Annotated in this window: 22 protein-coding genes and 1 tRNA gene; 12 read left to right on the plus strand and 11 right to left on the minus strand. The window is 61.1% G+C overall.

Annotated elements, in window-relative coordinates:
- Window positions 1-5 precede the first annotated feature (5 nt).
- Genes ccoO through AC1965_RS13105 form a run of 5 tightly spaced genes read left to right on the plus strand, consistent with a single transcriptional unit; the run spans window position 6 to window position 2,880 of the window.
- Complete coding sequence (gene ccoO / locus AC1965_RS13085) at window positions 6-782, plus strand: cytochrome-c oxidase, cbb3-type subunit II (RefSeq protein WP_483884297.1); 777 nt, start codon at window positions 6-8, stop codon at window positions 780-782.
- A 4-nt stretch (window positions 783-786) separates the two neighbouring features.
- On the plus strand, window positions 787-957 hold the full coding sequence (locus tag AC1965_RS13090) for a cbb3-type cytochrome c oxidase subunit 3 (RefSeq protein WP_483884298.1): 171 nt from the start codon (window positions 787-789) through the stop codon (window positions 955-957).
- On the plus strand, window positions 948-1,826 hold the full coding sequence (gene ccoP / locus AC1965_RS13095; protein ID WP_483884299.1) for a cytochrome-c oxidase, cbb3-type subunit III: 879 nt from the start codon (window positions 948-950) through the stop codon (window positions 1,824-1,826). The genes AC1965_RS13090 and ccoP overlap by 10 nt, the downstream gene beginning before the upstream one ends.
- Entirely contained in the window at window positions 1,823-1,993 is a 171-nt protein-coding gene (locus AC1965_RS13100) for a hypothetical protein (RefSeq protein ID WP_483884300.1), read from the plus strand. Before ccoP ends, AC1965_RS13100 begins: the two co-directional genes overlap by 4 nt.
- Window positions 1,987-2,880 (plus strand): DUF2189 domain-containing protein, encoded by an 894-nt coding sequence (locus AC1965_RS13105; protein WP_483884301.1) that lies wholly within the window; start codon window positions 1,987-1,989, stop codon window positions 2,878-2,880. The genes AC1965_RS13100 and AC1965_RS13105 overlap by 7 nt, the downstream gene beginning before the upstream one ends.
- A gap of 31 nt (window positions 2,881-2,911) precedes the next feature.
- Here AC1965_RS13105 and AC1965_RS13110 read toward each other — a convergent pair whose 3' ends face one another.
- Complete coding sequence (locus AC1965_RS13110) at window positions 2,912-3,202, minus strand: SH3 domain-containing protein (protein ID WP_483884302.1); 291 nt, start codon at window positions 3,200-3,202, stop codon at window positions 2,912-2,914.
- Window positions 3,203-3,458: 256 nt separating this feature from the next.
- Between AC1965_RS13110 and AC1965_RS13115 the strand changes: the two genes are divergently transcribed.
- Window positions 3,459-4,538, plus strand: coding sequence for an AI-2E family transporter (locus AC1965_RS13115; protein ID WP_483887044.1), 1,080 nt, complete (start codon window positions 3,459-3,461; stop codon window positions 4,536-4,538).
- On the opposite strand, the gene AC1965_RS13120 is transcribed toward AC1965_RS13115, so the two are convergent.
- The 3 genes from AC1965_RS13120 to AC1965_RS13130 all read right to left on the minus strand — a co-directional run bounded on the left by AC1965_RS13120 (window position 4,539) and on the right by AC1965_RS13130 (window position 7,650).
- A complete protein-coding gene (locus AC1965_RS13120; protein WP_483884303.1) occupies window positions 4,539-5,939 on the minus strand; it encodes a TRAP transporter large permease in 1,401 nt (466 codons plus the stop codon). It lies immediately after the preceding gene.
- A complete protein-coding gene (locus AC1965_RS13125) occupies window positions 5,939-6,568 on the minus strand; it encodes a TRAP transporter small permease subunit (RefSeq protein ID WP_483884304.1) in 630 nt (209 codons plus the stop codon). The genes AC1965_RS13120 and AC1965_RS13125 overlap by 1 nt, the downstream gene beginning before the upstream one ends.
- Before the next feature lie 65 nt (window positions 6,569-6,633).
- The gene (locus AC1965_RS13130; RefSeq protein ID WP_483884305.1) at window positions 6,634-7,650 is read right to left on the minus strand and encodes a C4-dicarboxylate TRAP transporter substrate-binding protein; all 1,017 of its coding nucleotides are present in this window, start codon (window positions 7,648-7,650) and stop codon (window positions 6,634-6,636) included.
- A 351-nt stretch (window positions 7,651-8,001) separates the two neighbouring features.
- On the opposite strand from AC1965_RS13130, the gene acs reads away from it, so the two are divergent.
- Window positions 8,002-9,957 (plus strand): acetate--CoA ligase, encoded by a 1,956-nt coding sequence (gene acs, locus AC1965_RS13135; RefSeq protein ID WP_483884306.1) that lies wholly within the window; start codon window positions 8,002-8,004, stop codon window positions 9,955-9,957.
- A 152-nt stretch (window positions 9,958-10,109) separates the two neighbouring features.
- Here the strand turns inward: acs and AC1965_RS13140 are convergent, their stop codons facing one another.
- Window positions 10,110-10,619, minus strand: coding sequence for a DUF992 domain-containing protein (locus AC1965_RS13140; protein WP_483884307.1), 510 nt, complete (start codon window positions 10,617-10,619; stop codon window positions 10,110-10,112).
- A 370-nt stretch (window positions 10,620-10,989) separates the two neighbouring features.
- On the opposite strand from AC1965_RS13140, the gene AC1965_RS13145 reads away from it, so the two are divergent.
- Entirely contained in the window at window positions 10,990-11,526 is a 537-nt protein-coding gene (locus AC1965_RS13145) for a flavin reductase family protein (protein ID WP_483884308.1), read from the plus strand.
- A gap of 15 nt (window positions 11,527-11,541) precedes the next feature.
- Here AC1965_RS13145 and AC1965_RS13150 read toward each other — a convergent pair whose 3' ends face one another.
- The 4 genes from AC1965_RS13150 to AC1965_RS13165 all read right to left on the minus strand — a co-directional run bounded on the left by AC1965_RS13150 (window position 11,542) and on the right by AC1965_RS13165 (window position 19,072).
- Complete coding sequence (locus tag AC1965_RS13150; protein ID WP_483884309.1) at window positions 11,542-15,519, minus strand: translocation/assembly module TamB domain-containing protein; 3,978 nt, start codon at window positions 15,517-15,519, stop codon at window positions 11,542-11,544.
- Window positions 15,519-17,318, minus strand: coding sequence for an autotransporter assembly complex protein TamA (locus tag AC1965_RS13155; RefSeq protein ID WP_483884310.1), 1,800 nt, complete (start codon window positions 17,316-17,318; stop codon window positions 15,519-15,521). Before AC1965_RS13155 ends, AC1965_RS13150 begins: the two co-directional genes overlap by 1 nt.
- A 234-nt stretch (window positions 17,319-17,552) precedes the next feature.
- Window positions 17,553-17,638 (minus strand) — tRNA-Leu (locus tag AC1965_RS13160).
- 114 nt (window positions 17,639-17,752) lie between these two features.
- Window positions 17,753-19,072 carry a peptidoglycan-binding domain-containing protein gene (locus tag AC1965_RS13165; RefSeq protein ID WP_483884311.1) on the minus strand — a complete coding sequence of 440 codons (1,320 nt, stop codon included), beginning with the start codon at window positions 19,070-19,072 and terminating at the stop codon, window positions 17,753-17,755.
- A 225-nt stretch (window positions 19,073-19,297) separates the two neighbouring features.
- Here AC1965_RS13165 and AC1965_RS13170 point away from each other — a divergent pair, with 225 nt between their 5' ends.
- A complete protein-coding gene (locus AC1965_RS13170) occupies window positions 19,298-19,972 on the plus strand; it encodes a DsbA family oxidoreductase (protein WP_483884312.1) in 675 nt (224 codons plus the stop codon).
- Between the two features lie 340 nt (window positions 19,973-20,312).
- Here AC1965_RS13170 and AC1965_RS13175 read toward each other — a convergent pair whose 3' ends face one another.
- A complete protein-coding gene (locus tag AC1965_RS13175) occupies window positions 20,313-20,666 on the minus strand; it encodes a hypothetical protein (RefSeq protein ID WP_483884313.1) in 354 nt (117 codons plus the stop codon).
- 81 nt (window positions 20,667-20,747) lie between these two features.
- Between AC1965_RS13175 and AC1965_RS13180 the strand changes: the two genes are divergently transcribed.
- Complete coding sequence (locus AC1965_RS13180) at window positions 20,748-21,290, plus strand: TetR/AcrR family transcriptional regulator (RefSeq protein WP_483884314.1); 543 nt, start codon at window positions 20,748-20,750, stop codon at window positions 21,288-21,290.
- 10 nt (window positions 21,291-21,300) lie between these two features.
- Window positions 21,301-21,981, plus strand: a complete 681-nt coding sequence (gene lipB, locus AC1965_RS13185; RefSeq protein ID WP_483884315.1) for a lipoyl(octanoyl) transferase LipB — start codon at window positions 21,301-21,303, stop codon at window positions 21,979-21,981.
- Here lipB and AC1965_RS13190 read toward each other — a convergent pair.
- Window positions 21,945-22,700 (minus strand): glutathione S-transferase family protein, encoded by a 756-nt coding sequence (locus AC1965_RS13190; protein ID WP_483884316.1) that lies wholly within the window; start codon window positions 22,698-22,700, stop codon window positions 21,945-21,947. The two genes, lipB and AC1965_RS13190, sit on opposite strands and share 37 nt — an antisense overlap.
- Window positions 22,701-22,921: 221 nt before the next feature.
- Here AC1965_RS13190 and AC1965_RS13195 point away from each other — a divergent pair, with 221 nt between their 5' ends.
- Window positions 22,922-24,595: a cytochrome c oxidase subunit I gene (locus tag AC1965_RS13195; protein ID WP_483884317.1), complete on the plus strand. Its 1,674-nt coding sequence runs from the start codon at window positions 22,922-22,924 to the stop codon at window positions 24,593-24,595.
- The last annotated feature ends 16 nt before the right edge of the window (window positions 24,596-24,611 follow it).

Genomic DNA, 24,611 nt, shown 5'->3' on the forward strand with positions numbered 1-24,611 from the left:
GCAGCATGTTGCATAAAATTCTCAAACCGTTTTCGAAGTTCTTCGAATTTCATGCCCGCACCCATTACCGCGCGGAACGGCATTCCTTGAAACTGACCATCGGGATCATTGCGGCCTCGGCCATCGGCGGCTTTGTCGAAATCGCGCCGCTGTTCAGCATCGACGAAACCGTGCAGGCAGACCCGGACATGCGGGTCTATACCCCGCTTGAGCAGGCCGGCCGGGACATCTATATTCGCGAGGGTTGTTATGCCTGCCACAGCCAGATGATCCGCACCCTGCGCGATGAGGTCGAACGCTATGGCCCCTATTCGCTGGCAGTCGAAAGCCAATATGACCACCCAATGCTTTGGGGGTCAAAGCGCACCGGGCCTGACCTTGCGCGCATCGGTGAAAAGTATTCGGACGACTGGCAGGTCAGACATCTGGTTGACCCGCGCGCCTTGGTGCCGGAATCGGTGATGCCGCAATATGCCTTCCTGCTCGATACGCCGCTGGAAACCGCCAGTCTGCCCGGACGGCTTGCCGCTCTGCGCGTCGTTGGCGTGCCCTATAGCGACGAACAGATTGCCAACGCCAGCGATGACGCCCACGGCCAGGCGCATCCCGAAACCGACCGCGCCGATGCCGTCGAAGAGCGCTATGGCGAGGCCACCAACATCCGTTTCTTCGATGGCCGCACCGACCGGTTGACCGAAATGGACGCCCTGGTGGCATATCTTCAGATCATGGGCGGCCTGACGGATCTGCCGCAAATGACACAACTGACCAAAGGAGAGTGACATCGTGGATCTGAGCTATGACACCCTATCGGCCATCGCCAAGTCCTTTGGCCTTTTCTATCTGATCGCCCTGTCGATCGGCATCACCATCTACGCCTTCTGGCCGAGTTTCGGAACACGTTTCGACAAGGCCGCCAACAGCCTGCAAAATGACGAGGATGGCCCATGTCAGTAAAAGAACGCGATCCGCTGACCGGCCACGAAACGACGGGCCACGAATGGGACGGGATCACCGAACTTAACACCCGCGTGCCGCGTGCCGTGTGGTTCTTTGTCGCCGTCACCCACATCTGGGCGTTGGTCTATTGGGTGCTGATGCCCGCCTGGCCGGGCATCACAACCTATACCAAAGGGCTGCTGGGCTATCAGGACGCGGCCCGGATTGAGCGTCAGGTCACGCAGGCTGCCGTCGAACGCTCCGACTGGACCGATGCGCTGACCACCCTGTCCGCCGATGAACTCATGCAGGATGCAACGGTCATGGCGCATGTGGCACGCACCGCGCCGACGGTGTTCGGCGACAACTGCGCTGGGTGCCACGGCACTGACCTCGGGGGCGGCCCCGGATTTCCCAGCCTTGTCGACGATGCATGGCTCTGGGGTGGCGACAGCGACACGGTGATGGAAACCCTGCGCGTCGGCATCAACGCCCCCCACCCCGAGACCCGCTTCGCACAGATGCTGGCCTTTGGCGAAACCGGGATGTTAACGCGACCGCAGATCCGCACCGTTGTCGACTACGTGCAGTCCCTGTCGGGCCTCGACACACGCCAATCGCCCGCGCGTTTAGCAGAAGGCGCCACCCTGTTTGCGGAAAACTGTACCTCTTGCCACGGCGACGATGCACAGGGCATTCAGGAAATGGGCGCGCCGAACCTCGCCGATAATGCGTGGATCTATGGTGGCGACGATGCATCGATGTTCACCACGATCAACATGGGCCGCCAGGGTTGGATGCCCGCGTGGGAAGACCGACTGACAGAGGCCGACAGGATGCTTCTGACGCTCTACATCCAAAGGCGCGCAGCAGAGGCGGCAGAATGACCCGCGCCCGGTTCTTGTCGATTACCGGGGCGCTGGTGCTGCTGTCGGGTTTCGTCGCGGCCAATGCCCATCTTGTCACCGTCGCAATCGGGTCCCAGACCGATTGCGTTCTAGATCCATCGCACAAGGAAGGCGTCGCAAACCGCGCGGCGAAACCATCATGCTAAGTGACCGCCCAAATCAATCCGATACACCGGCGCAGCCCAACAATGCCCACGCCGATGACCCGATCCCGAAGGTTGTGCCGCCCCTGCCGCGCAGCAGCCCGCATGGGCGCGACCTGCCAATGCGGAGGGCGTTTAAATGGCTCGGACGCGGCTGGGCCGATCTGACGAACAACCCGGTACCAAGCGTGCTCTACGGTCTCGGCGTCTTTGCCGTGTCGGCTCTGATCGTCTGGGCGCTGTTCCAGTTCCGCTATGAATATGCGCTGTTCCCCGCGTTGGCCGGTTTCATGGTCGTTGGTCCACTGATCGCCAACGGTCTTTATGAAAAAAGCCGCCGCATTGAACGGAAGCAAAAAATCACATTCATCGAAATGATCTTTGTGCGCCCGGCCTCAAGTTATCAGGCACTGTTCATGGGCGTGATGCTGCTGGGGCTGTTTCTTCTGTGGCTCCGTGCGGCCGTGCTGATCTATGCCTTGTTCTTTGGCCTCGTCGCCTTTCCCGGCACGGACGACCTTGTTCCGATGCTGTTCGGGACCCCGACCGGCTGGGCGTTGCTGGTGACCGGTGGCGCTGTGGGGGCACTCTTTGCCGCCTTTGCGTTCGCAATCAGCGTCTTTGCCATCCCGATGTTGCTGACCGAACGGACGGATGCGCTGTCGGCGATGGGCATTTCAATGGCGATGGTCTGGGCCAACCTGCCTGTCATGCTCACCTGGGGGGCGATCGTGCTGGCGCTGTTTCTGATCGCCCTTGCGACCGGGTTCCTGGGGATGGTGGTGATCTTTCCGGTGCTTGGACACGCCACTTGGCATGCCTACCGCGATGTCAGGGCGCAAGATCACCAACAGGGCGAAAGCGAGCGGATGTTCATCAAAACGGCGTGACCATCCGCCCCCTCACGGGCTTACCGCTTGTTCAGATAGGCCCGTGACACATGACCGCGAAGGATCTCGCCTGCTTGAGCGATACGTCGCACCAGCGGGTCCCGCCAGTCTGCTGGCAGCTGTGAACCCGCAGAACAGTGCCGTTGGGCAGGCCCACAATCACCTTATAGCCCACCCCCGGCCCGCTGCGCATCTTCAGCAAATCCTCGTCCTCGACACCCGCGACCTCGTAATCACCCAGCGACGCCGCCGCAACGGGTGCGCCGACCAGAACTGCACCCAGCGACAGTGCCGCCAACGCCGCAGATATGAATTTACGCATCACTTGCTCCTGCTTATTGCCTCGACCAGATCCATAACGATTTTGGCGGTCAGAAGGAACCGCAGGCGGCAGCCACCTGCAGACGCCAAGCGGCGGTTTCACGCCGCCCGATCCCCCCGGCCCCGTACGGTACGGCCCGACACGCCGCGCGCGTATATTTGTGTGAACTTTTCCAACAGTCAGGCGTTAGAGACCAAGCACTGCTGCAGCGCACAGAGGGGACACCGCATTGAACGACATATCCGCCATTAGGCGATTGCTGGAAGTAATTGTTTTAATTTCGTTATTTGTAACAGCCTATTTTGCCAAAGACCTTCTTCTGCCAATCCTTCTCGGATTTTTGATGGCGCTCACGCTCAGCCCGCTTAACCGGACGCTTGAAAAGATCGGCCTGCCCCGCCCCTTGGGGGCGGTGCTGTTGATTGGCGCAGTGGGTACTTTGATTTTTGTGTTGGTCGGCCTCTCGGCGGGAACCGTGGCCTCTTGGGCCGATGACATCCCCAGCATGGGCGCTGAAATCCGCGAAAAATTGCGCAGCTGGGTGGATACAGTTCAGAACGTGCGCTCTGCCACCGAACAGGTGGAAAAGATGGCCACGGAAAACGGTGCCGCCGCAGAGGTGGTCGTCAAACAGCCCGGCCTGATGAGCAACGCCATGAACACCGGTGCCAAGATCGGCGGCACGTTAGCCGTGATGCTGGTCCTGGCGCTGTTCCTATTGGCGTCGGGGGACATGTTCTATCTCAAGCTTGTCCAAAGTTTCCAGACATTCACAGGCAAGAAACGCGCACTTATGGCCGTCTATGACGTTGAGCGGCGGGTGTCGCGCTACCTGCTGACAATCACTTTGATCAACGGGGGGCTGGGCGTGGCCATCGGGCTATACCTCGCCGCACTCGGCATGCCGGCGCCCTATGTCTGGGGTCTCGCCGCCTTCCTGCTGAACTTTTTGCCTTATATCGGCGGGTTCATCGGCAGCGTTCTGGTGGGCGCCTATGCGATCATCACATTCGACACCGTCAGCTATGCCATCCTGGCCCCCATCGGCTATCAGATTTTGACGGGCATCGAGGGGCAGTTGGTGACCCCTTATCTGGTCGGTCGGCGGCTTGAGTTAAACACGGTCGCTGTGTTTCTGACGGTTGTGTTCTGGGGATGGCTTTGGGGCATGGCGGGCGCGCTGGTTGCTGTCCCGTTCCTTGTGGTGTTCAAGGTGATCTGCGACAACGTGACCGCGCTGCACATCGTGGCCAACTTTCTGGACAAGTCAGGGCCAGATGATGCCCGCGACGAAACCCCAAAAGCCACCGTGTCCGCTGCGTCATCGGACGGGTAGCTACCCGGCCAATGACGGCAGCCAAAGCACGATTTGCGGGAACGCGACCAGCAGCCCAATTGTCACCGCGTCGGCCAGGAAAAACGGCATCACGCCGCGGAACACATCCTGTACGCTGAGGTCAGGACGCACCCCGGCCACGACAAAGCAGTTTAGCCCGATCGGCGGCGTGATCAGACAGAACTCGGCCATCTTGACGACCAGAATACCGAACCAGATCGCACACATCGGCCCGGACATGCCAAAGGCGCTGTCGGCGGCGCTGACAAATTCGCCTCCGTTCAGCGCCATCACAGCCGGGTAGACGACCGGCAGCGTTAAAAGAAGCATCCCGATCGCATCCATGAACATGCCCAGCACAGCATAGGCCAGCAGGATACAGATCAAGATCAGCATCGGCGACGTCTCCAGCGCTGAAATCCAATCGGCAAAGGCGCCCGGAAGATCGGCAAAGCCCAGAAAGCGCACATAGATCAACACGCCCCAGATGATTGTAAAAATCATAACCGTCAGTTTCGCGGTCTCAAGCAGCGCGTCCTTAAGCTCGGCCCAGCGCATACCGCGGAACACGGCCATACAGAACACGATAAAGGCGCCCACGGCCCCCCCTTCGGTCGGGGTGCCCCAGGCGTCGCCAAAGGGGTTGTAAACAAAGAAGATGATGATCACGACGACCGCCACGATGGGCAGCGCGGCGGGCAGCGATTCAAACCGCTGCTTCCAGGTAAAGCCCGTCACAGGCGGGCCGACATTTTTCCAGATCATCGCGATGCCGATGATCAGAACGGCATAGACCACGGCGGAAAACGCACCGGGGATAAAGCCAGCGAGCAGCAGTTTGCCCACGTCCTGTTCGACGATGATGGCATAGATCACGAGAATGGCGGAGGGCGGGATCAGCGAGGCCAGCGTGCCACCGGCGGCCACGACCCCTGCCGCGAACTGCTTGTTATAGCCAATCTTCAGCATTTCGGGAATCGCGATGCGCGCAAAGACGGCGGCCGTTGCGACCGACGCGCCTGACACGGCGGCAAAACCTGCGGTGGCAAATACGGTCGACACAGCCAGCCCCCCCGGCACCCAGGCGAACCAGCGTTTCGCCGCCTCGAAAAGGGCGCGCGTCAGGCCAGCGTAATAGGCCAGAAATCCGATCAGGATGAAGGTCGGGATCAGCGACAGTGTCTGGCTCGACACCTTGGCATGCGGCACCTGCCCCGCCGTCTTGATTGCCACGGTCAATGCCCAGCCGAAATGTTCCCACTCCATGCCCTTCTTGGCCCAGAAAATCCAGATCAGGCCGATCAGCCCGGCCATGGCGGCGGCAAAGGCCACCCGCATGCCCAGCACCACCATAAGCAACATGCCGCCAGAGACCCAAAGGCCAATATCAATAGGGTCCATCAATCGTGTCCATCCAGATGTTCGGCCTCGGCCATGGCTTGGTCGGCGGCGGATTGCACCAGCGGCACAGCGACGGGGCGGTCTAGCCCCAGCACCAGCGCGCGGCCATAGCCCCAGATTTGCAGACAGAGCCGCAGCGAAATTACAGAAAAGGCAGCAGGGACCACCAGCTTGGACGGCCAGATCGGCAGGCCGATATCAATCGAGCTGTCGCGGCTCCACAAAGGCGCGCCAAGGTCAAAGCTACGATCAAAATGCGCCCAGGCGCCCCAGGTCAGGGCCAGCATTAACACCAGAATCAGAACCACCGACAGCAGTTCCGCCGCCCAGAGCGCACGGCCCTTTAGTTGCCCGATCAAGATGTCCATGCGCACATGGCCACCGTTGCGCTGGGTATAGGCGATGCCCATGATGGCGATAAACGGCATCGCCGCTTCGATCCAGTCGACATAGCCCGCGAGCGGCGAGGCAAAGAACTTGCGCCCCCCGACCGACCACACCGCCAGCACCATCAACATGAAAACTGCAACGCCCGATATCAGGGCAAAGAAGGTTTCCAACTTGAGCAATGCCCGGTCGGCGCGGCTGAGAAAGCTGCTGTCCTCCAGCACGGCGGATGATCCGGCCATGGGCAGTTCCTTTTGATATAGAAATGGGTAGGCCGCGCGTCAGCACGCGCGGCCCGGATCACGTATCAGTTCGACGCGCGATGCTTTTCCAGGGTTTCCATAACCAGATCATAAAGCTCCTGACCGGGTATGCCCTGCGCTTCCATGTCCTTGATCCACGCTTCACGGGCCGGATCAGCGGCCTTGGACTTGAACTCGGCAAGTGTTTCAGAGCTGAATTCAACCTTCTGAACGCCCTTTTCCTCAAGGATGCCGTCCCATTTCTTCAGCAGCTCGCCATAGTTGGCCAGATAGTGATCCAGCGCCTCGTCAACCGAGCTGTCCAGCGCGTCACGCTCGGCATCGCTCAGTGCATCATAGGCGTCGATATTCACCACAACGGGGCAGTTTACGGTGCCGGGGTTCAAGTTAGCCGTCCACCAGTCGGCCTTGTTGATTGTGCCAAAGCTAAGGTGCGCGTGCTGGGCAAAGGCCACGGTATCCACGACACCTGATTCCATCGCATTGTAGGCTTCGGATGATGTCACCGATGTCGGCACAGCGCCCACGGCTTGAAATGCTTCACCCAGACCGCCGGTTGCGCGCACGCGCATCCCTTCAAAGTCCTTCAATTCCTTGCGCGGCTCGCCGGTGCCGACCAGATTGTACTGCGGCATGGGCGAGGTCATCAGCATCCGCGCATTCCACTGTGCCATCTCCTTGGCCACGGCCGGGTGCGCATAAACGGCGCGGCTTACCGCCACTTCTTCCTTGAGGTCGGAAACCCCCAGAAATGGCAGTTCCAGCACGGTGATCGCGCGGTTTTTGTCAGGGTGATATCCGGCACAAAACTGCGCCATCTCGAAGGCCCCGATGGAAATACCATCAAGGTTATCGGTATTCTTGGACAGGCTGCCATAGCTGACATTGATGGTGAATTCGCCACCGGTCTTTTCGCTGACCAGTTCCGCGATCTTTTCAACGTGTTCGGTAAACGCGCGGCGTTTGCCCCAGACGGATGCATTCCATTCGGTCGCTGCCGCTTGGCCAACAAAGGCAAAGCTCAACGCGCAGGCGGCGGCGCCGCTCAGGTATTTGTTCATGATTTCTCTCCCTAGGTGCGGCCCCGTCGCGGGCCGCTTGCCGCCAAGGCTAGCGCGCGCAGCCCGGCATGCCAACCCTGCGAGTGTCCCGCGCGCGCTGTCCTCGGTCAGGGCAGACGCCCCGTTGACTGGCAAGCGCATGAAAAAACGGGGGCAATTTCCCACAACGGGACGAAAATTTACAAACGCCTCGGATTTCGGGAAAAACCTTTACACGCAAGCCTTTGTATTTCAGTTGCTTATTCCCTTCTTTTCCCGCGGCGTTATGATCACCGCGAGGAGGAGGCCGCAGTTGGGCATGGCCCAGTGATCTGCGGCACCGCACAGCGTATCTATAAGGGAGGGATATCCATGATCGAAACCACCGCAAAGACCTATCCGCCGTCCGCCGACATGGCCGCCAAGGCCCATGTGGACGCGCAGAAATATGCCGCGATGTATCAGGCGTCGATCACCAATCCCGATGCCTTCTGGCGCGCCCAAGCAGATCGTGTGGACTGGATCAAACCCTTCACTCAGGTAAGCGACGTGAACTTCGAACTTGGCTCGGTCAACATCAACTGGTTTGCCGACGGGCAGTTGAACGTCAGCGCCAATTGCATCGACCGCCACCTGGCCACACGCGGCGACCAAACCGCAATCATCTGGGAGCCGGACAGCCCCGAAGAAGCGTCCAAACACATCACCTACCGCGAATTGCACAGCCAGACCTGCAAAATGGCCAATATCCTGCGCGATATGGGTGTGGCACGCGGTGACCGCGTGATCATCTATATGCCGATGATCCCCGAAGCGGCCTATGCCATGCTCGCCTGTGCCCGGATCGGCGCCATTCATTCCATCGTCTTTGCGGGCTTTTCGCCAGATGCGCTTGCCGCGCGCGTCAACGGGTCAGAGGCCAAGGTGGTCATCACTGCCGATGAGGCCCCGCGCGGCGGCAAGGCGACCCCGCTCAAGGCCAACGCAGACAAGGCGCTGGCGCAATGCGCCGACCATGTGAAATGCCTCGTGGTGCGCCGCACCGGGGGTGATGTCGCCTGGGACGATGCACGCGATGTCGATTATTCCGCCCGCGCGCTCGGTGCTGCCGACAGTTGCGCGCCCGAGGCAATGAATGCCGAAGATCCGCTGTTCATCCTCTATACCTCCGGCTCTACGGGCATGCCCAAGGGCGTCGTACATTCCACCGGCGGCTATCTGGTTTACGCCGCAATGACCCATGAAATCACCTTCGATTACCACGACGGAGACATCTATTGGTGCACGGCCGATGTCGGCTGGGTGACGGGCCACAGCTATATCGTCTATGGCCCACTGGCCAATGGTGCCACCACAGTGATGTTCGAAGGCGTGCCGACCTACCCTGATGCCTCGCGGTTCTGGCAGGTCTGCGAGAAGCATAAGGTCAATCAGTTCTACACCGCCCCCACCGCCATTCGCGCCTTGATGGGGCTCGGCGACGACTATGTGAAAAAGGCCGATCTCAGCAGCCTGCGCATCCTCGGCACCGTGGGCGAGCCGATCAACCCCGAAGCATGGAACTGGTACAATGACGTCGTGGGGGGCGGGCGCTGCCCAATCGTCGACACCTGGTGGCAGACCGAAACCGGCGGCCACCTAATGACCCCCCTGCCCGGCGCCCATGACATGAAACCCGGGGCAGCGATGAAACCCTTTTTCGGAATCAAGCCGGTTATTCTCGAGCCGACCAGCGGTGCAGAAATCACGGAAAACCCTGCCGAAGGCGTGCTATGCATCGCCTCAAGCTGGCCGGGGCAGATGCGCACAGTCTGGGGTGATCACGAACGCTTTGAAAAAACCTATTTCGCCGACTACCCCGGCTATTACTTCACCGGTGACGGCTGCAAACGTGATGCGGACGGCGATTACTGGATCACCGGCCGCGTCGACGACGTGATCAACGTCTCTGGCCACCGCATGGGCACCGCCGAAGTGGAAAGCGCGCTTGTCGCCCACCCCAAGGTCGCCGAAGCAGCCGTGGTGGGCTATCCGCACAAGATCAAGGGCCAAGGGATCTACTGCTATGTCACCTTGATGAGCGGGCAGGAACCGAGCGAAGACCTGCGCGCCGAATTGCGCAACTGGGTGCGCGGTGAAATCGGCCCAATCGCATCGCCCGACCTGATCCAATGGGCACCGGGTCTGCCCAAAACCCGGTCGGGCAAGATCATGCGCCGCATCCTGCGCAAAATCGCGGAAAACGATTACGGCGCACTTGGGGATACGTCGACATTGGCCGACCCGTCGGTGGTGGACGACCTGATTGAAAACCGCATGCACCGGTAAGACATCGCCGGCACCCCAATCAACGGATCACACCAAAAAAGAGCCGCCCAAACCGGGCGACCCTCTTAATCTCTTTTTGGGTCTCATATTCCTCAGGGGGAGTTTGAGGGGGCGGAACGCCCCCTCATCCCAGCAAGGAAAAAACCTTAACTTCAGCCGTCTACGCGCTGCAGTTTGATTTCGCCCACGCCGATGGCAAAGTTAACGCCGGTCTGGGTGTTTACGCTCAACGGCTGCAGGGCCAATGTGTTTTCGGAACCCCCTGTCATCAGGTTGGCGCCTGCGCCCACACCGACGGTCGCTTCGGCCGACACACCCTGATAGGTGCCGTTCAGCCCGCCTTCGTTAAATTCCTGCTCAGTGGGGGCCATCACCAGCCACGACATCTGGCCGTTCTGGGTCTTGCCGATATCGACACCCCAGCGGCTGATCTCGCCGACATAGGTTTCGTCTGCCAGACCGTCCTGGACCGGGTTGAACGTGCAGTTCAGTTCACGTGTCGACCCAAAGATAAAGCCTGTACCATCGCCAACGTCACAGGACAGCGAGCCCACTTCGGTGTGGTCCACGGTTTCATTGTCGGCCATTGCGGTCGTGCCAAAAGCGGTCGCGCTCAGCAAGGCGGCGCCAAGTGTCAGTCGTGTTGCGTTCATCATGGTCATGTCAGTCACTTTCCGGCGCTGTATCGCGCCTTTTCTGGTGTGGTCGGCATTCGGGTGCCATGGTCTGGCGGTGGGCCGCGTGCCCTCCACCCTCTTCCGACAGCCAGCACCGGGTCCGTCCGACGGTGCCCGATGTTGCCTCTCATCGCAGACACAACACGCGCCTCGCGCCCTTGTTCCCGGCAATCGCGCAGACGTCCAAACAATTCCTTTTCCGCAAAACCGCCACAATGCCGTCGCGCCCCTGACGCCAAGGTCGTGCAGACAGGCGGGCATGACCCAACGCGCCCGACCCATAATCTCGCACGCCGCCCCCGCTTCGGGTGGGACGGATTCCGTGACTGCATCTGCTGGACAATTGCGCGCGCGCATGGCACCGCTTGCCGCCATGAATGACGACATGATCCCCCTCTCGCCCCAAGGCGACCACGCGCAGGACCTGCGCCGGGCCTTTGGCCAGTACGGCACCGGGGTGACCGTGGTGACAGCCCAAACCGCACAGGGTCCGCTGGGCATGACGGCCAATTCTTTCTCGTCCGTCTCGCTTGACCCACCTTTGGTGCTCTGGTCGCCCGCCACAGCGTCCAAGCGGCACGACAGCTTTGTCGCGGCTGCACAGTTCTGTATCCATGTCCTCAGCGCCGATCAATTGGCACTGGCCCAGCATTTCGCCGCGCAGGGGCATGACTTTTCAGGGCTTGACTGGTCCAAGGGGCCGCACGGCGTGCCGACCTTCGCAGGCTGCCTCGCCACTTTTCACTGTGCGACCTACGCGGTACATGCCGCCGGGGATCACTCCCTGATCTTGGGGCATGTCCAGCAGATTGCCCTGCGCGCCGAACCCGGCGCGGGGCTGATGTTTGATCAGGGTCGTTACGGCCGTTTTATCCCCGAAGAAGACCTCTGACCCTGCGAAACCGGGTCAGTAATCCTTTTCAAAGAATATCCCGATACTGCTGTCGCCGTCCGACCCCAGCGTGCCCTTGGCCTTGAGACTGCTGGTAATATCCAGGTTCAGCGAGACATCCGCCGTGCCGTCGGACGCGGCTGTGACATCGGTATAGACATTGTCCGACAGATACTTCCCGATCCGCAGTGCGGTCGCACCATCATCCGTGGTGGTGACATCCAGATCATCCAGCCCGAAGCCTTCGCGCAGGTTGGCAATGATACCGCCGCCCCCTCGCCCGGCCAGGGTTGCCACGGCACTCGCGAGTTGCAACGCCTGAAACGCCGAGATTTCGCTGATGTTGCGGCCAAACAGCAGCTGCGCCAAAACCTCGTCCTGTGGCGCGGCGGGGGTGGATTCGAATACAACTTCGGGTTCGTTCGCCGGACCAAGCAGGATCACCCGCACTTCGCCGGTCTTTGTATCTGTGACCGACACAAAGCGGATATAGGGGATCAGATCACCCTGAAACTGGATCGACCCTTCGACCAGATCAAAACGCTTGCCCAGAATATCAAGCCGCCCGCGCAGCAGCTCAAACCGCCCGTCAGAAATGATGCGATTGGTCGACCCCGTTAGGCGCAGCGTCCCGCCCAATTCGGCGTCCAGACCCCGGCCTCGCACGAAAACGCGATTCGGCGCATTAATCCGCAAATCCAGCCCAAAACCCGGCCCAGTGGGGCCAGCAACCGGATCATCCCCGGCCCCATCCCCGATCAGACCGGCCTTGGCGCGGGTGCGCGTGACATCCGGGCGTGCGCCGATATGGGTGATCGGTGGAATGTCCCCGATGCTGGTCAACCCGGTCGAGGGCACGTTGACGCGGGTTTCGCCCACGTCGATCTGCCCCGATATCTGGGCGCCGCCGGTCAGCGGCCCTACGACCCGCAGTGCCCCGTCCAGCGTGGTGGTATAAAGCTTGGGATCGCTGAAAACGAGGCCTTGCAACGCGATGCTGAGGTCGGCGGGCAGCGCCGGTGTCAGCGTCACACCGCCGCCGATACGCAGCCGTCCACCCGCCACGGCATCGCCCGTGATATCGACCTGGGCGCGGTTGTTGCCCAGCCGAATATCCGCCACGATATTGCGCAGCGCGACGCGCAGGTTGGGGGCGGTCAGCGTCGCGCCATTGGTGGTTATCGTACCCGTTACAGACCCCAGCGCCGCGGGGCCATTAACGCTGAGATCAAACTGCGCCTGTCCCTGAAGGTCGCGCGGCGCAAGGAACGGCCGCGACAGGCCAAGCGGGGCGTTGCCCGAGATATCAAGGTTCAGCGTGCCATCGCTATTGACCAGCCCGGCAATGCTGGCTTGCGTGCCCGCCGGGCCGCTTGCTTGGGTATCAAGCCGCCAGGCATTGCCTTGCCTGCGCGCCGATCCCGTCACCGAGAGCGGGCCGGACACCTTTTCCACAAGCGCCCCGATGTTGGGCAGCATCACGTCGAAATCCACCGCCGCATCGGGCCCTGTGACCACACCGCTGACCGACGCCCGCGCGGCATAGGGTCCGGTGGCGCTGGTGTCGATCGCAATGCCCGCCGGGGTCTGGCGTACCACCCCCTGCGCGGCCAGCGGGCCACTGACCCCAGGCACCAACGGGTTCACATTCGGAACCGACAGATCAAAGGCAAGCGACATGTCCGGGCCGGTGGCCAGGCCCCGGGCGGATGCCCGCGCGCTGTAGGGGCCGGCGGCATTAACGTCGACCACGAACCCCTGATCGGTCTGGCGCAACGTCCCGTTTACATTGGCCGGGCCATTGATCTGCGGCACAAGCGGGTTCACGTTGGGCAGGGCCAGATCAAACTGCACATCTAGCCTGGGCGTCAGCAGGCCTTCGGCAGATAGGTTGGCATCATAGGGGCCAATGGCATCCACCGTTGCCCGCCAGCCCTGCGGCGACTGGCGCAGGGTGCCGCTGGCCTTGACCGGGCCGTTGACCTGTTCTGCAAAGGGTTTGATATCCGGCACATCAGCCGTGAAATCCAGCGCCGCATTTGGGCCTGTCGCCAGACCCTTGGCCGTCAGCTGGGCACCATAAGGGCCATCCGTGGCCGCATCCACTGACCAGCCGCGCGCCTCCTGTGTGGCCGTGGCGGTCACGGTCACCGGGCCCTGGTACTGTGGCACCACCAGCGACACATCGCTAAGGGTAAATTTGGCCTCTGCGCGGCTGTCTTCGCTGCGCAGTTCTGCCGCGCCGATCAGGCTGATCGCATCGTTTTCCAGTTCAAGATCACGCAGGAAGGTGCCGTTTTCGTTGCGCTCTGCCGCCATGCTCAGCGTCGTGCGCCCAGCCAGCACCGCATCGGCCTGCGGGATGCCGACCTTCAGGTCCTGCGTGCTGCCCACCGCGACCAGATCGAATTGCCCGCCCAGCGGCGTCACTGTGCCTTTCAGCGCAAGTGCTGTCTGCCCGTCCAGCTCGCGACCCACCAGCGCCGAAAAGCGGCTGAGGTCAGCCGCCGTCAGCGCCATGTCGAGCCGTGTCAGAAAGCCGCTTTCGAGACCGTTGATCACCGCCTTGCCGGTCAACCCATAGTCGGCCCCGGCCAATTTCAGACCGCTGATCCGGATCGGCTGCCCTTCGATGTAGTTGATATTGGCCTGGCCGCTGATATCCCGCCCCACCGCCTCCGCGCTGGCGGCATCCGTCAAGGCGAGGCCCTTGGCGGCAAATGTCATGTCACCCAAGAATTGCCCGACAGAGCCCAGATTACCTTGCAACGTGCCATCCAGCGCCAGTGTGGTCTGATCAATCACGATCCCCGCCGTGCTCAGCGCCGTGATGTCAAAACTTGAGGCAAAAACCTCGCCATCGTTGGCGTTGTAATCGACCACCAGATTGACCCGCTCGACCGTTGTGCCCTCGCCTGAAACGGGCAACAGGATCGGGGTGCCGTCTGGATTGGCAATGCTGCCCTTGATGTCGATCAACGTGGGCCATTTGTCCTGATTTAACGTAACAGTGCCGGACAGTTTTGCCGCAGAGGCATCCAGCGCAAAGGTGCTGACCTCTATCGCGCCGTTGCTTTCCAGCAGCGCGTCGATCTTGAGCCCGACATCGGTGCCAAAAAATTCCCGATACCGCGGGGCCAAAAGCGCGGTGATGTCACCGCCAATGTCCGCCTGAATACGCCGATCCGGCGTTTCAGATGCCCGGCGAGAGGTCTGCGCACCCAAGGTGATCTGGCCCGACAGACGCTCCTGCCCATCTGTGGCGATGGTGACGTCGGATGCGAAATCGTTCAGCGGCCCCTGCCCCGCGACCGTCATGTGCACCGAAGGTTGCCCCGGTAAGCCCAGCAGCCGCGCCGCGATGCCCTCGCGGTCTTCCGTCAGGTTAAGCAACAGATCCAGCACATCATCGCTGCGGTCGAGGTTCGCCTTGATCGCGAATTCGCCTCTCTTGCCGTCGGTGCGCTTGGCCAGAAAATCAACATCACCAACCGTGTCGGTCAACCGCGCATTGGCCTTGATGCTCAATTGCGCCGCCTCGCCCAGCAAAGGCGCGCCAAGGTTGATCTCGTCCACCGAGAAGTCGGCGACCTCGATCGACACTGGCAGGTCCGGCAGGGCAAAGGGTTTGGCCTCGGCATCGGGCAAGGCTTCGGTTTTGGAAACCGGCAGGCGCGGTATGTCCAGACGCCCGGCAGTCAGGCTTTGCACCTCAAGCCGCCCACGCAACAGGGCGGATCGGTTCCAGTCCAGAACCACGTCCTCAAGCGTCAGCCAAATGCCGTCTTTGTCCGCAATGGTCATCCGCTCGAACGATGCGGCCGCGCTGAGCGCGCCGGAGAAACCATCAATGCTGACGGTACGCCCTGCCCCGCTCAACGCGTCCTGTATGGTGCGGGTCAGAAAGCTTTTGTCGTCGTCCTGCGCCATTGCGGGGGTAAGACAGGCAAGCCAGAACACGGCCGCGCCCAAGAGGTTAACAAATACGCGCATCAAAATGCCTGCCCGATACCGATATAAACCTGGAAATTCTCGCCAGTTTCAGGGCCGGAGGTGGGCACGGCGACATCCAGCCGGATCGGCCCGATCCCCGTGGCATAGCGCAGGCCCAGCCCGGCCCCCGAATGCCAGGTGCCCGACCCGTTATAAAATTCCTCTGCCCCGATATAGCCCGCATCGGCGAAACCGACGACGCCGATCTTGTCCGTCACTTTGACCCGCGCTTCGGCTGAAACGCCAAGCAAACTGCGCCCGCCAACCACATTGCCGCCCCCCAGATCGACACCAAGCGACTGATAAGGCTGCCCTCGTACGGTGCCACCGCCACCGGAATAGAAAAGGTAATCCGCCGGCGCCTGTGCCAACGTCGGCCCGCTGACCGATCCCAATTGCCCGCGCAGCGCCAGGGTGACGGGGCGCGCCTCGCCGAATGTTCGGAACACCCGCGCGTCGATATAACTGCGCAGCCCGCTGGCCGACCCCGACAGCGCCAGGAAAGGTGTGATGCTGGCCTTGGCATAATAGCCATCCGTGGCGTCCAGATCACTGTCACGGTAATCAAACTCGACCCCAAGCGGCAGGGTCAAAAGTGTATAGCGGTTGGTGCCAAAGGCATCGCGTGTTTCTGCCCGCCGCAGGCCAAGGCCTGCGGTATAGGTGCGTTCCTCACTGGCGATGCGCTCGATCCCGGCTTCGAGGTCCAGCTGACGGGAAAAGAAATTCACTTCGTCAAGCTGTTCGACCTTGGCCAGAGCATAGAAATCCGTGTCGGCGTTAAAGGTCGCCGGGCGCTCGAACCGGGCTGCCAGTTTATAGTCCTCGCCGCCGGAATTGCCGCCGATGCCCTTCACTTCGGCCTCCAGCCGCAACCGCTCGGCCCCGCCCAACAGGTTGCGGTGCATCCAAAAGGTGCTCACCGTGAGCCCTTCGAGCGAGGAAAGCTCGGCCCCGAAACCAAAACGACGCGGCTTGGCCTCTGTCACCTGCGCGGTGATCGGCAGGGTGTCATTGGGGCCGATACCGTCTGCCTCAATCAGGGCCACGGCGCTGAACGCGCCCGTCCGCCGCAAACGCGCGGTGGCCAGTTTAAGCGCCTCTGGTGAAAAGACTTCGCCGGTGGGGACACCGGCAATTTCCAAAATCCGCTCGCGGCGCACATCGCGGTTGCCCGCAACGCTCAGCGCGCCAAAGCGCAGCCGCGGACCAGGGGCCAGCCGCAGATCGGCCGCGATGGTCCGTTCAGCATGGCGGGCCGTCAACTGCTGATCCGCCAGCGCCGCCTTGGCGTGGCCCTGATCGCGCCAACCGCTGACACCGCTGGCCACCGTATCTTTCAACACGCCCAGACTGGCGGTCTGACCGGGGGCGAATTCTTCGGGCAGTTCGGTGCCTTGGGCCACCGGCGCGATGCGCGCGGCAGAGAATCGAAACAGTGGCCCGGGGGCAAGGGTGATCACCGCCCGGTCGATACGGCGGGGCGGCTGTACCGGTGGGATCGCGGCGGCATCTACCCCGTCGAGGGTAATCTTGATCGTGGGACCAAAATAGCCATTGTCATAAAAAATCGCCAGCAAACGCGCATAATCGGCCTGCGCCGCCGCTACCACCTCCTGCGGTGTCGGATCAGCATCCTCGGCGGTCTGCTCTACCAGCAGCGACCCACCGGCAAGGGTCTTGTATAGATCCGACTCCTCCGGCAGCCCCGTAATCTTCAGCTCAGCCGCCGGGGCGGTTGTTGCCAGCCCCAAGACCAGAGCAATTGCTGTCGTGACGGTAGCCTTTTGATGCCTCACGCGATGATCCCCCATTGCGTCTTTGCTGCGATCTATGGCGCAGTCCGGTCAACCCCTGTAGGGCCGCCGTTTCAACTAGACCTGTTAAACGATATTACCAGCCGTATCGCAATCCTGCCACGCTACGCTTGGCAATAAGTGATCGCAAAAATGCGGCGAATACGTCTTAGGATATGTCGGATATTGTTTCGAAGGGGGAAACGGCAAGGCAACTGCCGCTGGCTTGGGCCAAATTGGTGCGGTCGGAGAGACTCGAACTCTCACGGGTGTTACCCCACAGCGACCTCAACGCTGCGCGTCTACCATTCCGCCACGACCGCACGCCATGGATGGTGCGTGCGGTTTAGCCAAAGACCGCAGGCTTGTGAAGAGGCAATCGGCAACAAAAAACCCGGCGTCCCAAAGACGCCGGGCCGGGGCCTGTGTTACAGGCCCTATTCGCTAATCGAAAAGGTCGGCAAGCCGGTGCTTGAGGCGGGCTGCACCAATGGCTGCAACGGCGCAGGTGCCCCGCCCGCGCGCATCGCGGCCTGTCGGATCAACTCGGTACGCTCCGGCTGGCCCGGCACAAACACCGCCGCCGCCCCCGAATCCGCTGCGGCAAGCCCGGCGTCATACCACGCCATCGCCAAATCCGTGCGTTTCGCAGGGCCAAAGCCCTGGGCAAGGTGATGGCCCATCAATTCGCCGTACACGCCTTCGCCAAGCGTATAGAGCAACAGCGCAGAGCCCACGGCAACATCCATATTGTCGGTGCGATACCCAACCCCCAGACAAATCCGCGCCGTGCCCGACAGTTGCGCAGGCGACATGCCCGTGTTGGGCACAAAGGCCGCCACATCCGCCACCACCGCATCACGCTGTTTCAGCGAAAGGGCCGCAACCTGATCTTTCATCGCCGGGCCAAAACCCGCACATTGCTGCGCCACCTGGTCGGGGGTAAAGCCCTGGATCTGGGTGACCAACTCCTCGGATTTGGCGATGGCATAGGTCCGCGCAAGGCAGAATTGTTCGTTCAGCGCCGTATTCGGATCGGCCATGCCCGCCAGCGTGACAAAGCCGCCGTTGGTATTGGTGATCAGCGAGACCGTATTGCAGTGCGATGCCAGCGATGCCTGCGTCCCTGCCCCCATAAAGTTGGGCAAGGCATTGGTTGGCGCCGGGGCGACTGCAGCCGCAAGCGCGGTGGATCCCGCAAGCGCGCTCGCGGCCGGGGCGACCGGCTGCGGCGCTACTACGATCGTCGTGCTGGTTGCCGCCGGTGCCGTGTCCCCCGCCATTTCAGAGCGATACGTCTTGAGCAAGCCACGGGTGCCATCGGGCGTCGCCGCGACCTGTTGCTGCACCGCATAGCCCCCCGCCTGCGCACGATTATAGCTCGACACCAGCAGGTTCTGTTCAAACGCAGACAACTGGCCCGTCACCGGATAGCCCAAATAGGCCTGATACTGTGACACCGCATCGCGGGTCTTGCGGCCCAGCTGGCCATCCACCGTTCCGGCATTGAACCCAAAATAGTTCAACGACGCCTGAATATTCTTGCCCTCTTGTGTCGACGGGATGCTCGACCGTGTCGACTTCTTGCGGTAGGTCCGCTTGGACGTGGTGCGGCGCTGTTTCTTGGCATTTGCGCCGACGATACCGCCAATGATCGCACCCGCGATAAAGTCGCCGGCATCCGCTTCGACCCGTTCTGCGGGGATGACCACCAAAGAAGTGGCAACAACCGCCCCTGCCAAGTATTTGAAAAACATCGTTTCGCTCCAATATGAATCACAATATTGCGCTCAGGGTAACATAACGGGTGTTTTCGCCAAACATCTGATCCGATAAATTTGCCCCAAAAGGACGCAAAGCGCGCGCCATAACCAGCTTTGACGCTCGTGGGTGCGGAGCCTGAAATCCCTGTTTTGCGGAACTCCGGTTGATTCTGGCCCCCTGCCTGCACATTTAGGCAAGGTAGAAAAAAGGAACGCGTCATGCCCGAACAGCCTAACACAACAGACCAACCCGCCGTTCAGGTCGATATCGTTTCTGATGTCGTATGCCCGTGGTGCATCGTCGGGTATCGCCAACTTGAACAGGCGCTGGCAGCGGTCGGTGTCGGCGCCTACCTGCGCTGGCATCCGTTCGAACTGAACCCTGCCATGCCGCCCGAAGGTCAGAACCTGGCCGAACATCTAACTGAAAAATACGGCAGCACGCCGGCGCAATCGGCCCAGAATCGCAAACGGTTGACCGATCTCGGGGCGGACTTGGGATTCACCTTCAATTTTTCGGACACCAGCCGCATGGTTAACACCTTTGCGGCACATCAATTGCTGGATTGGGCGCAGGCCAAAGGTTTGCAACATCCGCTGAAAATGGCGCTTTTCGAGGCACATTTCACCAAAGGTCGCGATGTGTCGGACCGCGCCGTTCTGGCCGAGGTCGCCGCGTCGGTCGGGCTGGACGCGGCGGACGCCACCGAGGTTCTGGACAGCGGCAGCCATGCCGAGGAAACCCGCGCGCGCCAACAAGTCTGGACGTCACGCGGCATCTCCGGCGTGCCGTCAATGATCTTTGACGGGCGCTACCTGCTGACGGGTGCGCAGGGCGCTGAGACCTATGCGCAGATGTTGCAAAAGGTTCTGGCCGAGAAAGACGCGGCTTAGGGTCAGGACCCATTAATCTTACAACACCAGTTTTACGGATTTTGTTTCTGACAAGGCGCAGTGGCGCAGTGGCGCAGTGGCGCAGTGGCGCAGTGGCGCAGTGGCGCAGTGGCGCAGTGGCGCAGTGGCGCAGTGGCGCAGTGGCGCAGGAATAGTGGTTCTATTTCAAGGCACTGCAACGCATTTCAGTAGCAATATCCGTCAAACCCTTGGGGCGCGCATTTCATGTCATCTCGGCAGCGCGGGCCGCTTGCTCATAGACCCACTATGTCCGCGCGTCCCAAGCCCCTGATATTTCGTGAAATGCGCGCTGGTGCCGTAGGATTAATGGGTCCTGATCCTAGCCCCCTCCCAACAGCGCCATAACGGTCAGCGCGGCCAACAGCATCCAGCCGAAATGCCGCCCCCGCGTGATGGTAAAATTTGCCACCGCCCCGGCTGCATAGATCACCGCCACACCGATGGCGATGGTCTGGCGCACGCCCATGTCCTCAACATAGGCTGCCCAAAGCAGCGCAACACCGCCAAGGGTCCAGTAAAAGGTGCTGAGGTGAAACACCGCCCCATTCAGAGCCGTGATTGCGGGAATGTCGCTGCGCATCCGCGCCAACACCTGGGTCTGGCCCAGATATCCATGCACACCCCCCGCCACGATGCCCCCGATGCCCGCCAGAAGTAACAGCAGATTGTCCATCTCAATCCTACATACAGTTATGTATGGAACTGGCTAACCCGCCCTCTGGCGCAGGTCAATACACAAGTGTATGGTGCGGCAATGACAACACGTTTGAGCAAAGATCACTGGCTGGACCACGGGCTGACCCAACTGGCCGCTGCCGGGCCAAAGGCCCTCAAGGCCGAGCCGCTGTGCAAGGCCCTTGGCGTGTCGCGGGGCAGCTTCTATTGGCATTTCTCCGATCTGGAGGATTTTCACGCCCAGATTTGCGCCCTATGGCGGGATCGCGTGACGGAGGCCGTGATTGCGGAGAACCGCAACAACTCCCACACGGATGCAGCGCGGCTCACACGTCTGATGCAGGCGGCCTTTGGCGATAACAGCGGTATTGAACCTGCCATGCGCGCATGGGCGCAAGACAATGCGAAAGTGCGCGCGGTCATCGCAGATGTCGATGCGCGCCGACTGACCTATCTGGCCGAAATCATCCGCGCCGCTGGCGTGCCCGAGAAGCAGATCACCCCCCGCGCCCGTTTTGTCTATGCCGCCTATCTGGGCCAGCCGTTTTTGGCCACAGCCGCAGACAGCCGATTTAACGCAGATGACATAGATGCACTGGCGGCGCTGGTGCTGGTTTGGTAGACGCAGACCTATGGTTGAATGGATTATATCAGACGGGCTGACCGATTACCGCACCGCCGAAGCGTGGATGGAATCGCGCGCCAGCGAGATCGCGGCGGGCACGGCGAACGAATGTATCTGGCTGGTCGAACACCCACCCCTTTACACGGCGGGCACCTCGGCCAAGCTGGCGGACCTCACAGACCCTGACCGTTTCCCGGTGTATGAAACCAAACGCGGCGGGCAGTATACCTATCACGGGCCGGGTCAGCGGGTCGCCTATGTCATGCTCAATGTCGCAGCGCGCGGGCGTGATGTGCGCTGCTTTGTGCGCCAGCTTGAGGATTGGGTGATCGCCACCCTTGACCAGTTCAATCTGCGCGGCGAAATTCGCCCTGGCCGTGTTGGCGTCTGGGTGCAGCGCCCGGAAAAGCCACGCCAACCCAACGGACAACCCGCCGAAGACAAGATCGCCGCCATCGGCATCCGCCTGCGCAAATGGGTCAGCTTTCATGGCATTAGCATCAACGTAGAGCCTGACCTGAACCATTTTTCTGGCATTGTGCCCTGCGGCATTACCGATCACGGCGTCACGTCATTGGTCGATATGGGCCTGCCCGTCACGATGGACGATGTCGACATCGCCCTGCGCGCCAGCTTTGATGCGGTGTTTGATCACAGCGCCAAGGGCAGTTGCAACCAATCCGCATAGATCCTGTCGCGGTGCGCAATCAGGCTCGGGTCCAATGCGGCGCGGGTCGTATCATCGAGCATTGAAAAGGCGACGCGCGTGGCCGGATGCATGGCGCATTGGTCCTGTGGCAACGGATCGAACAACGCCATGAAGGCGGCCGCGTAGATATCCGCCGCGCTCAGCCGATCTCCAACATAATATACTCCGCCATTCACGGCCAGCTTATGCGCCAATGTCCTGAGGTGCTTGCCCACCGCCGCGCCTGCCCCGGTCCCGCTTGCGGCATCATAGCCGTACTTTGCCCCCAGATAGGCCGCGATCTTGGGGTGAAAACCCGGTGCCCCGCTCTGGCCTGCGTGAACTTGCTGCAACCGCCGCTGCCAGCCCAGCCCGCCGGGGGCCGCCAGATCGGAAACGATGCGCAGAATCTCTGCCCCGTGATCCGCAGGCAGCAGCGCCGGTTCGGGCGCGATACGTTCGGCAAGCTGCACAATTTCGATGGCCTGATCTATCGGCGCCTCGTCCTGCCAGAACACCACCGGCGCAGAAGCCCGGCCTGACCAAGCCATCTGCACCGCGTCGGTTTGATCCAGTCGCACTGCCTGCCAGTCGATGCCCTTGACGTGGAACAGCCCCTTGGCGGCCTCACCCCAAGGGCTCGGCACACCACCCACGACAATCATCCTCAGCCCCGATGCGCCCTGCGCATTGGCCGTAGAAACATAGTCAAACGCCATGCCAACCCCTCATGCCTTGCCACGACCTGCGCGGCTTTGGACATGTTAATCAGCCCCCCACAGCCTAACGCAAGCGCTCCGAACGGCAAATTGGCCAAAAAATACCCCCCCTGCGACCATCGCGCCCATTGCCCCCGCGCATCGGGCGCACTAAAACGGGCGCAACTGCGCATTGCACCGATCTGGTGCAGTGCGTCCAATTCACATGCAGGAGGCATCGCATGGCAGACGCAGCCATTCACGGCCAAGATCACCACGACGAGCGCGGTTTCTTTACCCGCTGGTTCATGTCCACCAACCACAAAGACATCGGTATCTTGTACCTTGTCGTTTCGGCCCTGGTGGGCCTCGTTTCGGTGGCATTCACCGTTTACATGCGCCTTGAACTGATGAACCCCGGGGTTCAGTACATGTGCATGGAAGGCGCGCGTTTCATCGCAGACAGCGCCGCAACCTGTACGCCCAACGGGCATTTGTGGAACGTTCTGATCACGGGCCATGGCATCTTGATGATGTTCTTCGTTGTGATTCCCGCCCTCTTTGGCGGCTTTGGCAACTATTTCATGCCCTTGCAGATCGGCGCGCCTGACATGGCGTTCCCGCGCATGAACAACCTGAGCTTCTGGCTTTATGTTGGCGGCACAACGCTGGCGGTCTGTTCGCTCCTTTCACCGGGTGGCAATGGCCAGCTTGGCTCGGGCGTCGGCTGGGTTCTTTATCCGCCGCTGTCTGTCCGCGAAGGCGGCATGTCGATGGATTTCGCGATCTTTGCGGTACACGTATCTGGTGCCTCGTCGATCCTGGGCGCGATCAACATGATCACCACTTTCCTGAACATGCGCACACCGGGCATGACCCTGTTCAAAGTGCCCCTGTTTTCGTGGTCGATCTTTGTCACAAGCTGGCTGATCCTTCTGTCCCTGCCGGTTCTGGCGGGCGCGATCACCATGCTGTTGATGGACCGCAACTTTGGCTTTGCCTTCTTTGACCCTGCAGGCGGTGGTGACCCGGTTCTCTACCAGCACATCCTGTGGTTCTTTGGTCACCCCGAAGTGTACATCATCATCCTGCCCGGTTTCGGCATCATTTCCCACGTCATCGCGACCTTCTCGCGCAAGCCGGTGTTTGGCTATCTGCCAATGGTCTGGGCGATCATCGCGATTGGGGCCTTGGGCTTTGTCGTCTGGGCGCACCACATGTACACCGTGGGCATGACCCTGAACCAGCAGGCCTACTTTATGCTGGCAACCATGGTCATCGCGGTGCCGACAGGCGTTAAGGTGTTTAGCTGGATCGCAACAATGTGGGGCGGCTCGATCGAGTTCAAGACGCCGATGCTTTGGGCCTTTGGCTTCCTGTTCCTGTTCACCGTCGGCGGCGTGACCGGCATCGTGCTGAGCCAGGCCGCCGTGGACCGTTACTACCACGATACCTACTACGTTGTGGCGCACTTCCACTATGTGATGAGCCTGGGTGCCGTGTTTGCCATCTTTGCAGGGATGTATTTCTACCTGCCCAAGATGTCGGGCCGCATGTACCCTGAATGGGCAGGCAAGCTGCACTTCTGGATGATGTTCATCGGGGCCAACCTGACGTTCTTCCCACAACACTTCCTGGGCCGTCAGGGCATGCCACGCCGCTACATCGACTACCCAGAAGCGTTTGCCTACTGGAACCAGTGGTCAAGCTGGGGTGCCTTCCTTTCCTTCGCATCGTTCATCTTCTTCTTCGGGATCATCGCCTACACCCTTCTGCGCGGTGCGCGGGTGACAGCAAACAACCCTTGGAACGAATTTGCCGATACGCTGGAATGGACCCTACCCAGCCCACCCCCAGAGCACACGTTCGAGATCCTTCCAAAGCAGGAAGACTGGGATCACAAGCACGGCCACTAACGGCCAAAGCGATCAG

The sequence above is a fragment of the Sulfitobacter sp. KMM 9851 genome (assembly GCF_057178245.1).

What these genes read in the sequence shown, in the direction of transcription:
- ccoO (WP_483884297.1), top strand. Translation starts at nt 6, where the DNA reads ATGTTGCATAAAATTCTCAAACCGTTTTCGAAGTTCTTCGAATTTCAT.
- ccoP (WP_483884299.1), top strand. Translation starts at nt 948, where the DNA reads ATGTCAGTAAAAGAACGCGATCCGCTGACCGGCCACGAAACGACGGGC.
- AC1965_RS13100 (WP_483884300.1), top strand. Translation starts at nt 1,823, where the DNA reads ATGACCCGCGCCCGGTTCTTGTCGATTACCGGGGCGCTGGTGCTGCTG.
- AC1965_RS13105 (WP_483884301.1), top strand. Translation starts at nt 1,987, where the DNA reads ATGCTAAGTGACCGCCCAAATCAATCCGATACACCGGCGCAGCCCAAC.
- AC1965_RS13110 (WP_483884302.1), bottom strand. Translation starts at nt 3,202, where the DNA reads ATGCGTAAATTCATATCTGCGGCGTTGGCGGCACTGTCGCTGGGTGCA.
- AC1965_RS13120 (WP_483884303.1), bottom strand. Translation starts at nt 5,939, where the DNA reads ATGGACCCTATTGATATTGGCCTTTGGGTCTCTGGCGGCATGTTGCTT.
- AC1965_RS13125 (WP_483884304.1), bottom strand. Translation starts at nt 6,568, where the DNA reads ATGGCCGGATCATCCGCCGTGCTGGAGGACAGCAGCTTTCTCAGCCGC.
- AC1965_RS13130 (WP_483884305.1), bottom strand. Translation starts at nt 7,650, where the DNA reads ATGAACAAATACCTGAGCGGCGCCGCCGCCTGCGCGTTGAGCTTTGCC.
- acs (WP_483884306.1), top strand. Translation starts at nt 8,002, where the DNA reads ATGATCGAAACCACCGCAAAGACCTATCCGCCGTCCGCCGACATGGCC.
- AC1965_RS13140 (WP_483884307.1), bottom strand. Translation starts at nt 10,619, where the DNA reads ATGACCATGATGAACGCAACACGACTGACACTTGGCGCCGCCTTGCTG.
- AC1965_RS13145 (WP_483884308.1), top strand. Translation starts at nt 10,990, where the DNA reads ATGGCACCGCTTGCCGCCATGAATGACGACATGATCCCCCTCTCGCCC.
- AC1965_RS13150 (WP_483884309.1), bottom strand. Translation starts at nt 15,519, where the DNA reads ATGCGCGTATTTGTTAACCTCTTGGGCGCGGCCGTGTTCTGGCTTGCC.
- AC1965_RS13165 (WP_483884311.1), bottom strand. Translation starts at nt 19,072, where the DNA reads ATGTTTTTCAAATACTTGGCAGGGGCGGTTGTTGCCACTTCTTTGGTG.
- AC1965_RS13170 (WP_483884312.1), top strand. Translation starts at nt 19,298, where the DNA reads ATGCCCGAACAGCCTAACACAACAGACCAACCCGCCGTTCAGGTCGAT.
- AC1965_RS13175 (WP_483884313.1), bottom strand. Translation starts at nt 20,666, where the DNA reads ATGGACAATCTGCTGTTACTTCTGGCGGGCATCGGGGGCATCGTGGCG.
- AC1965_RS13180 (WP_483884314.1), top strand. Translation starts at nt 20,748, where the DNA reads ATGACAACACGTTTGAGCAAAGATCACTGGCTGGACCACGGGCTGACC.
- lipB (WP_483884315.1), top strand. Translation starts at nt 21,301, where the DNA reads ATGGTTGAATGGATTATATCAGACGGGCTGACCGATTACCGCACCGCC.
- AC1965_RS13190 (WP_483884316.1), bottom strand. Translation starts at nt 22,700, where the DNA reads ATGGCGTTTGACTATGTTTCTACGGCCAATGCGCAGGGCGCATCGGGG.
- AC1965_RS13195 (WP_483884317.1), top strand. Translation starts at nt 22,922, where the DNA reads ATGGCAGACGCAGCCATTCACGGCCAAGATCACCACGACGAGCGCGGT.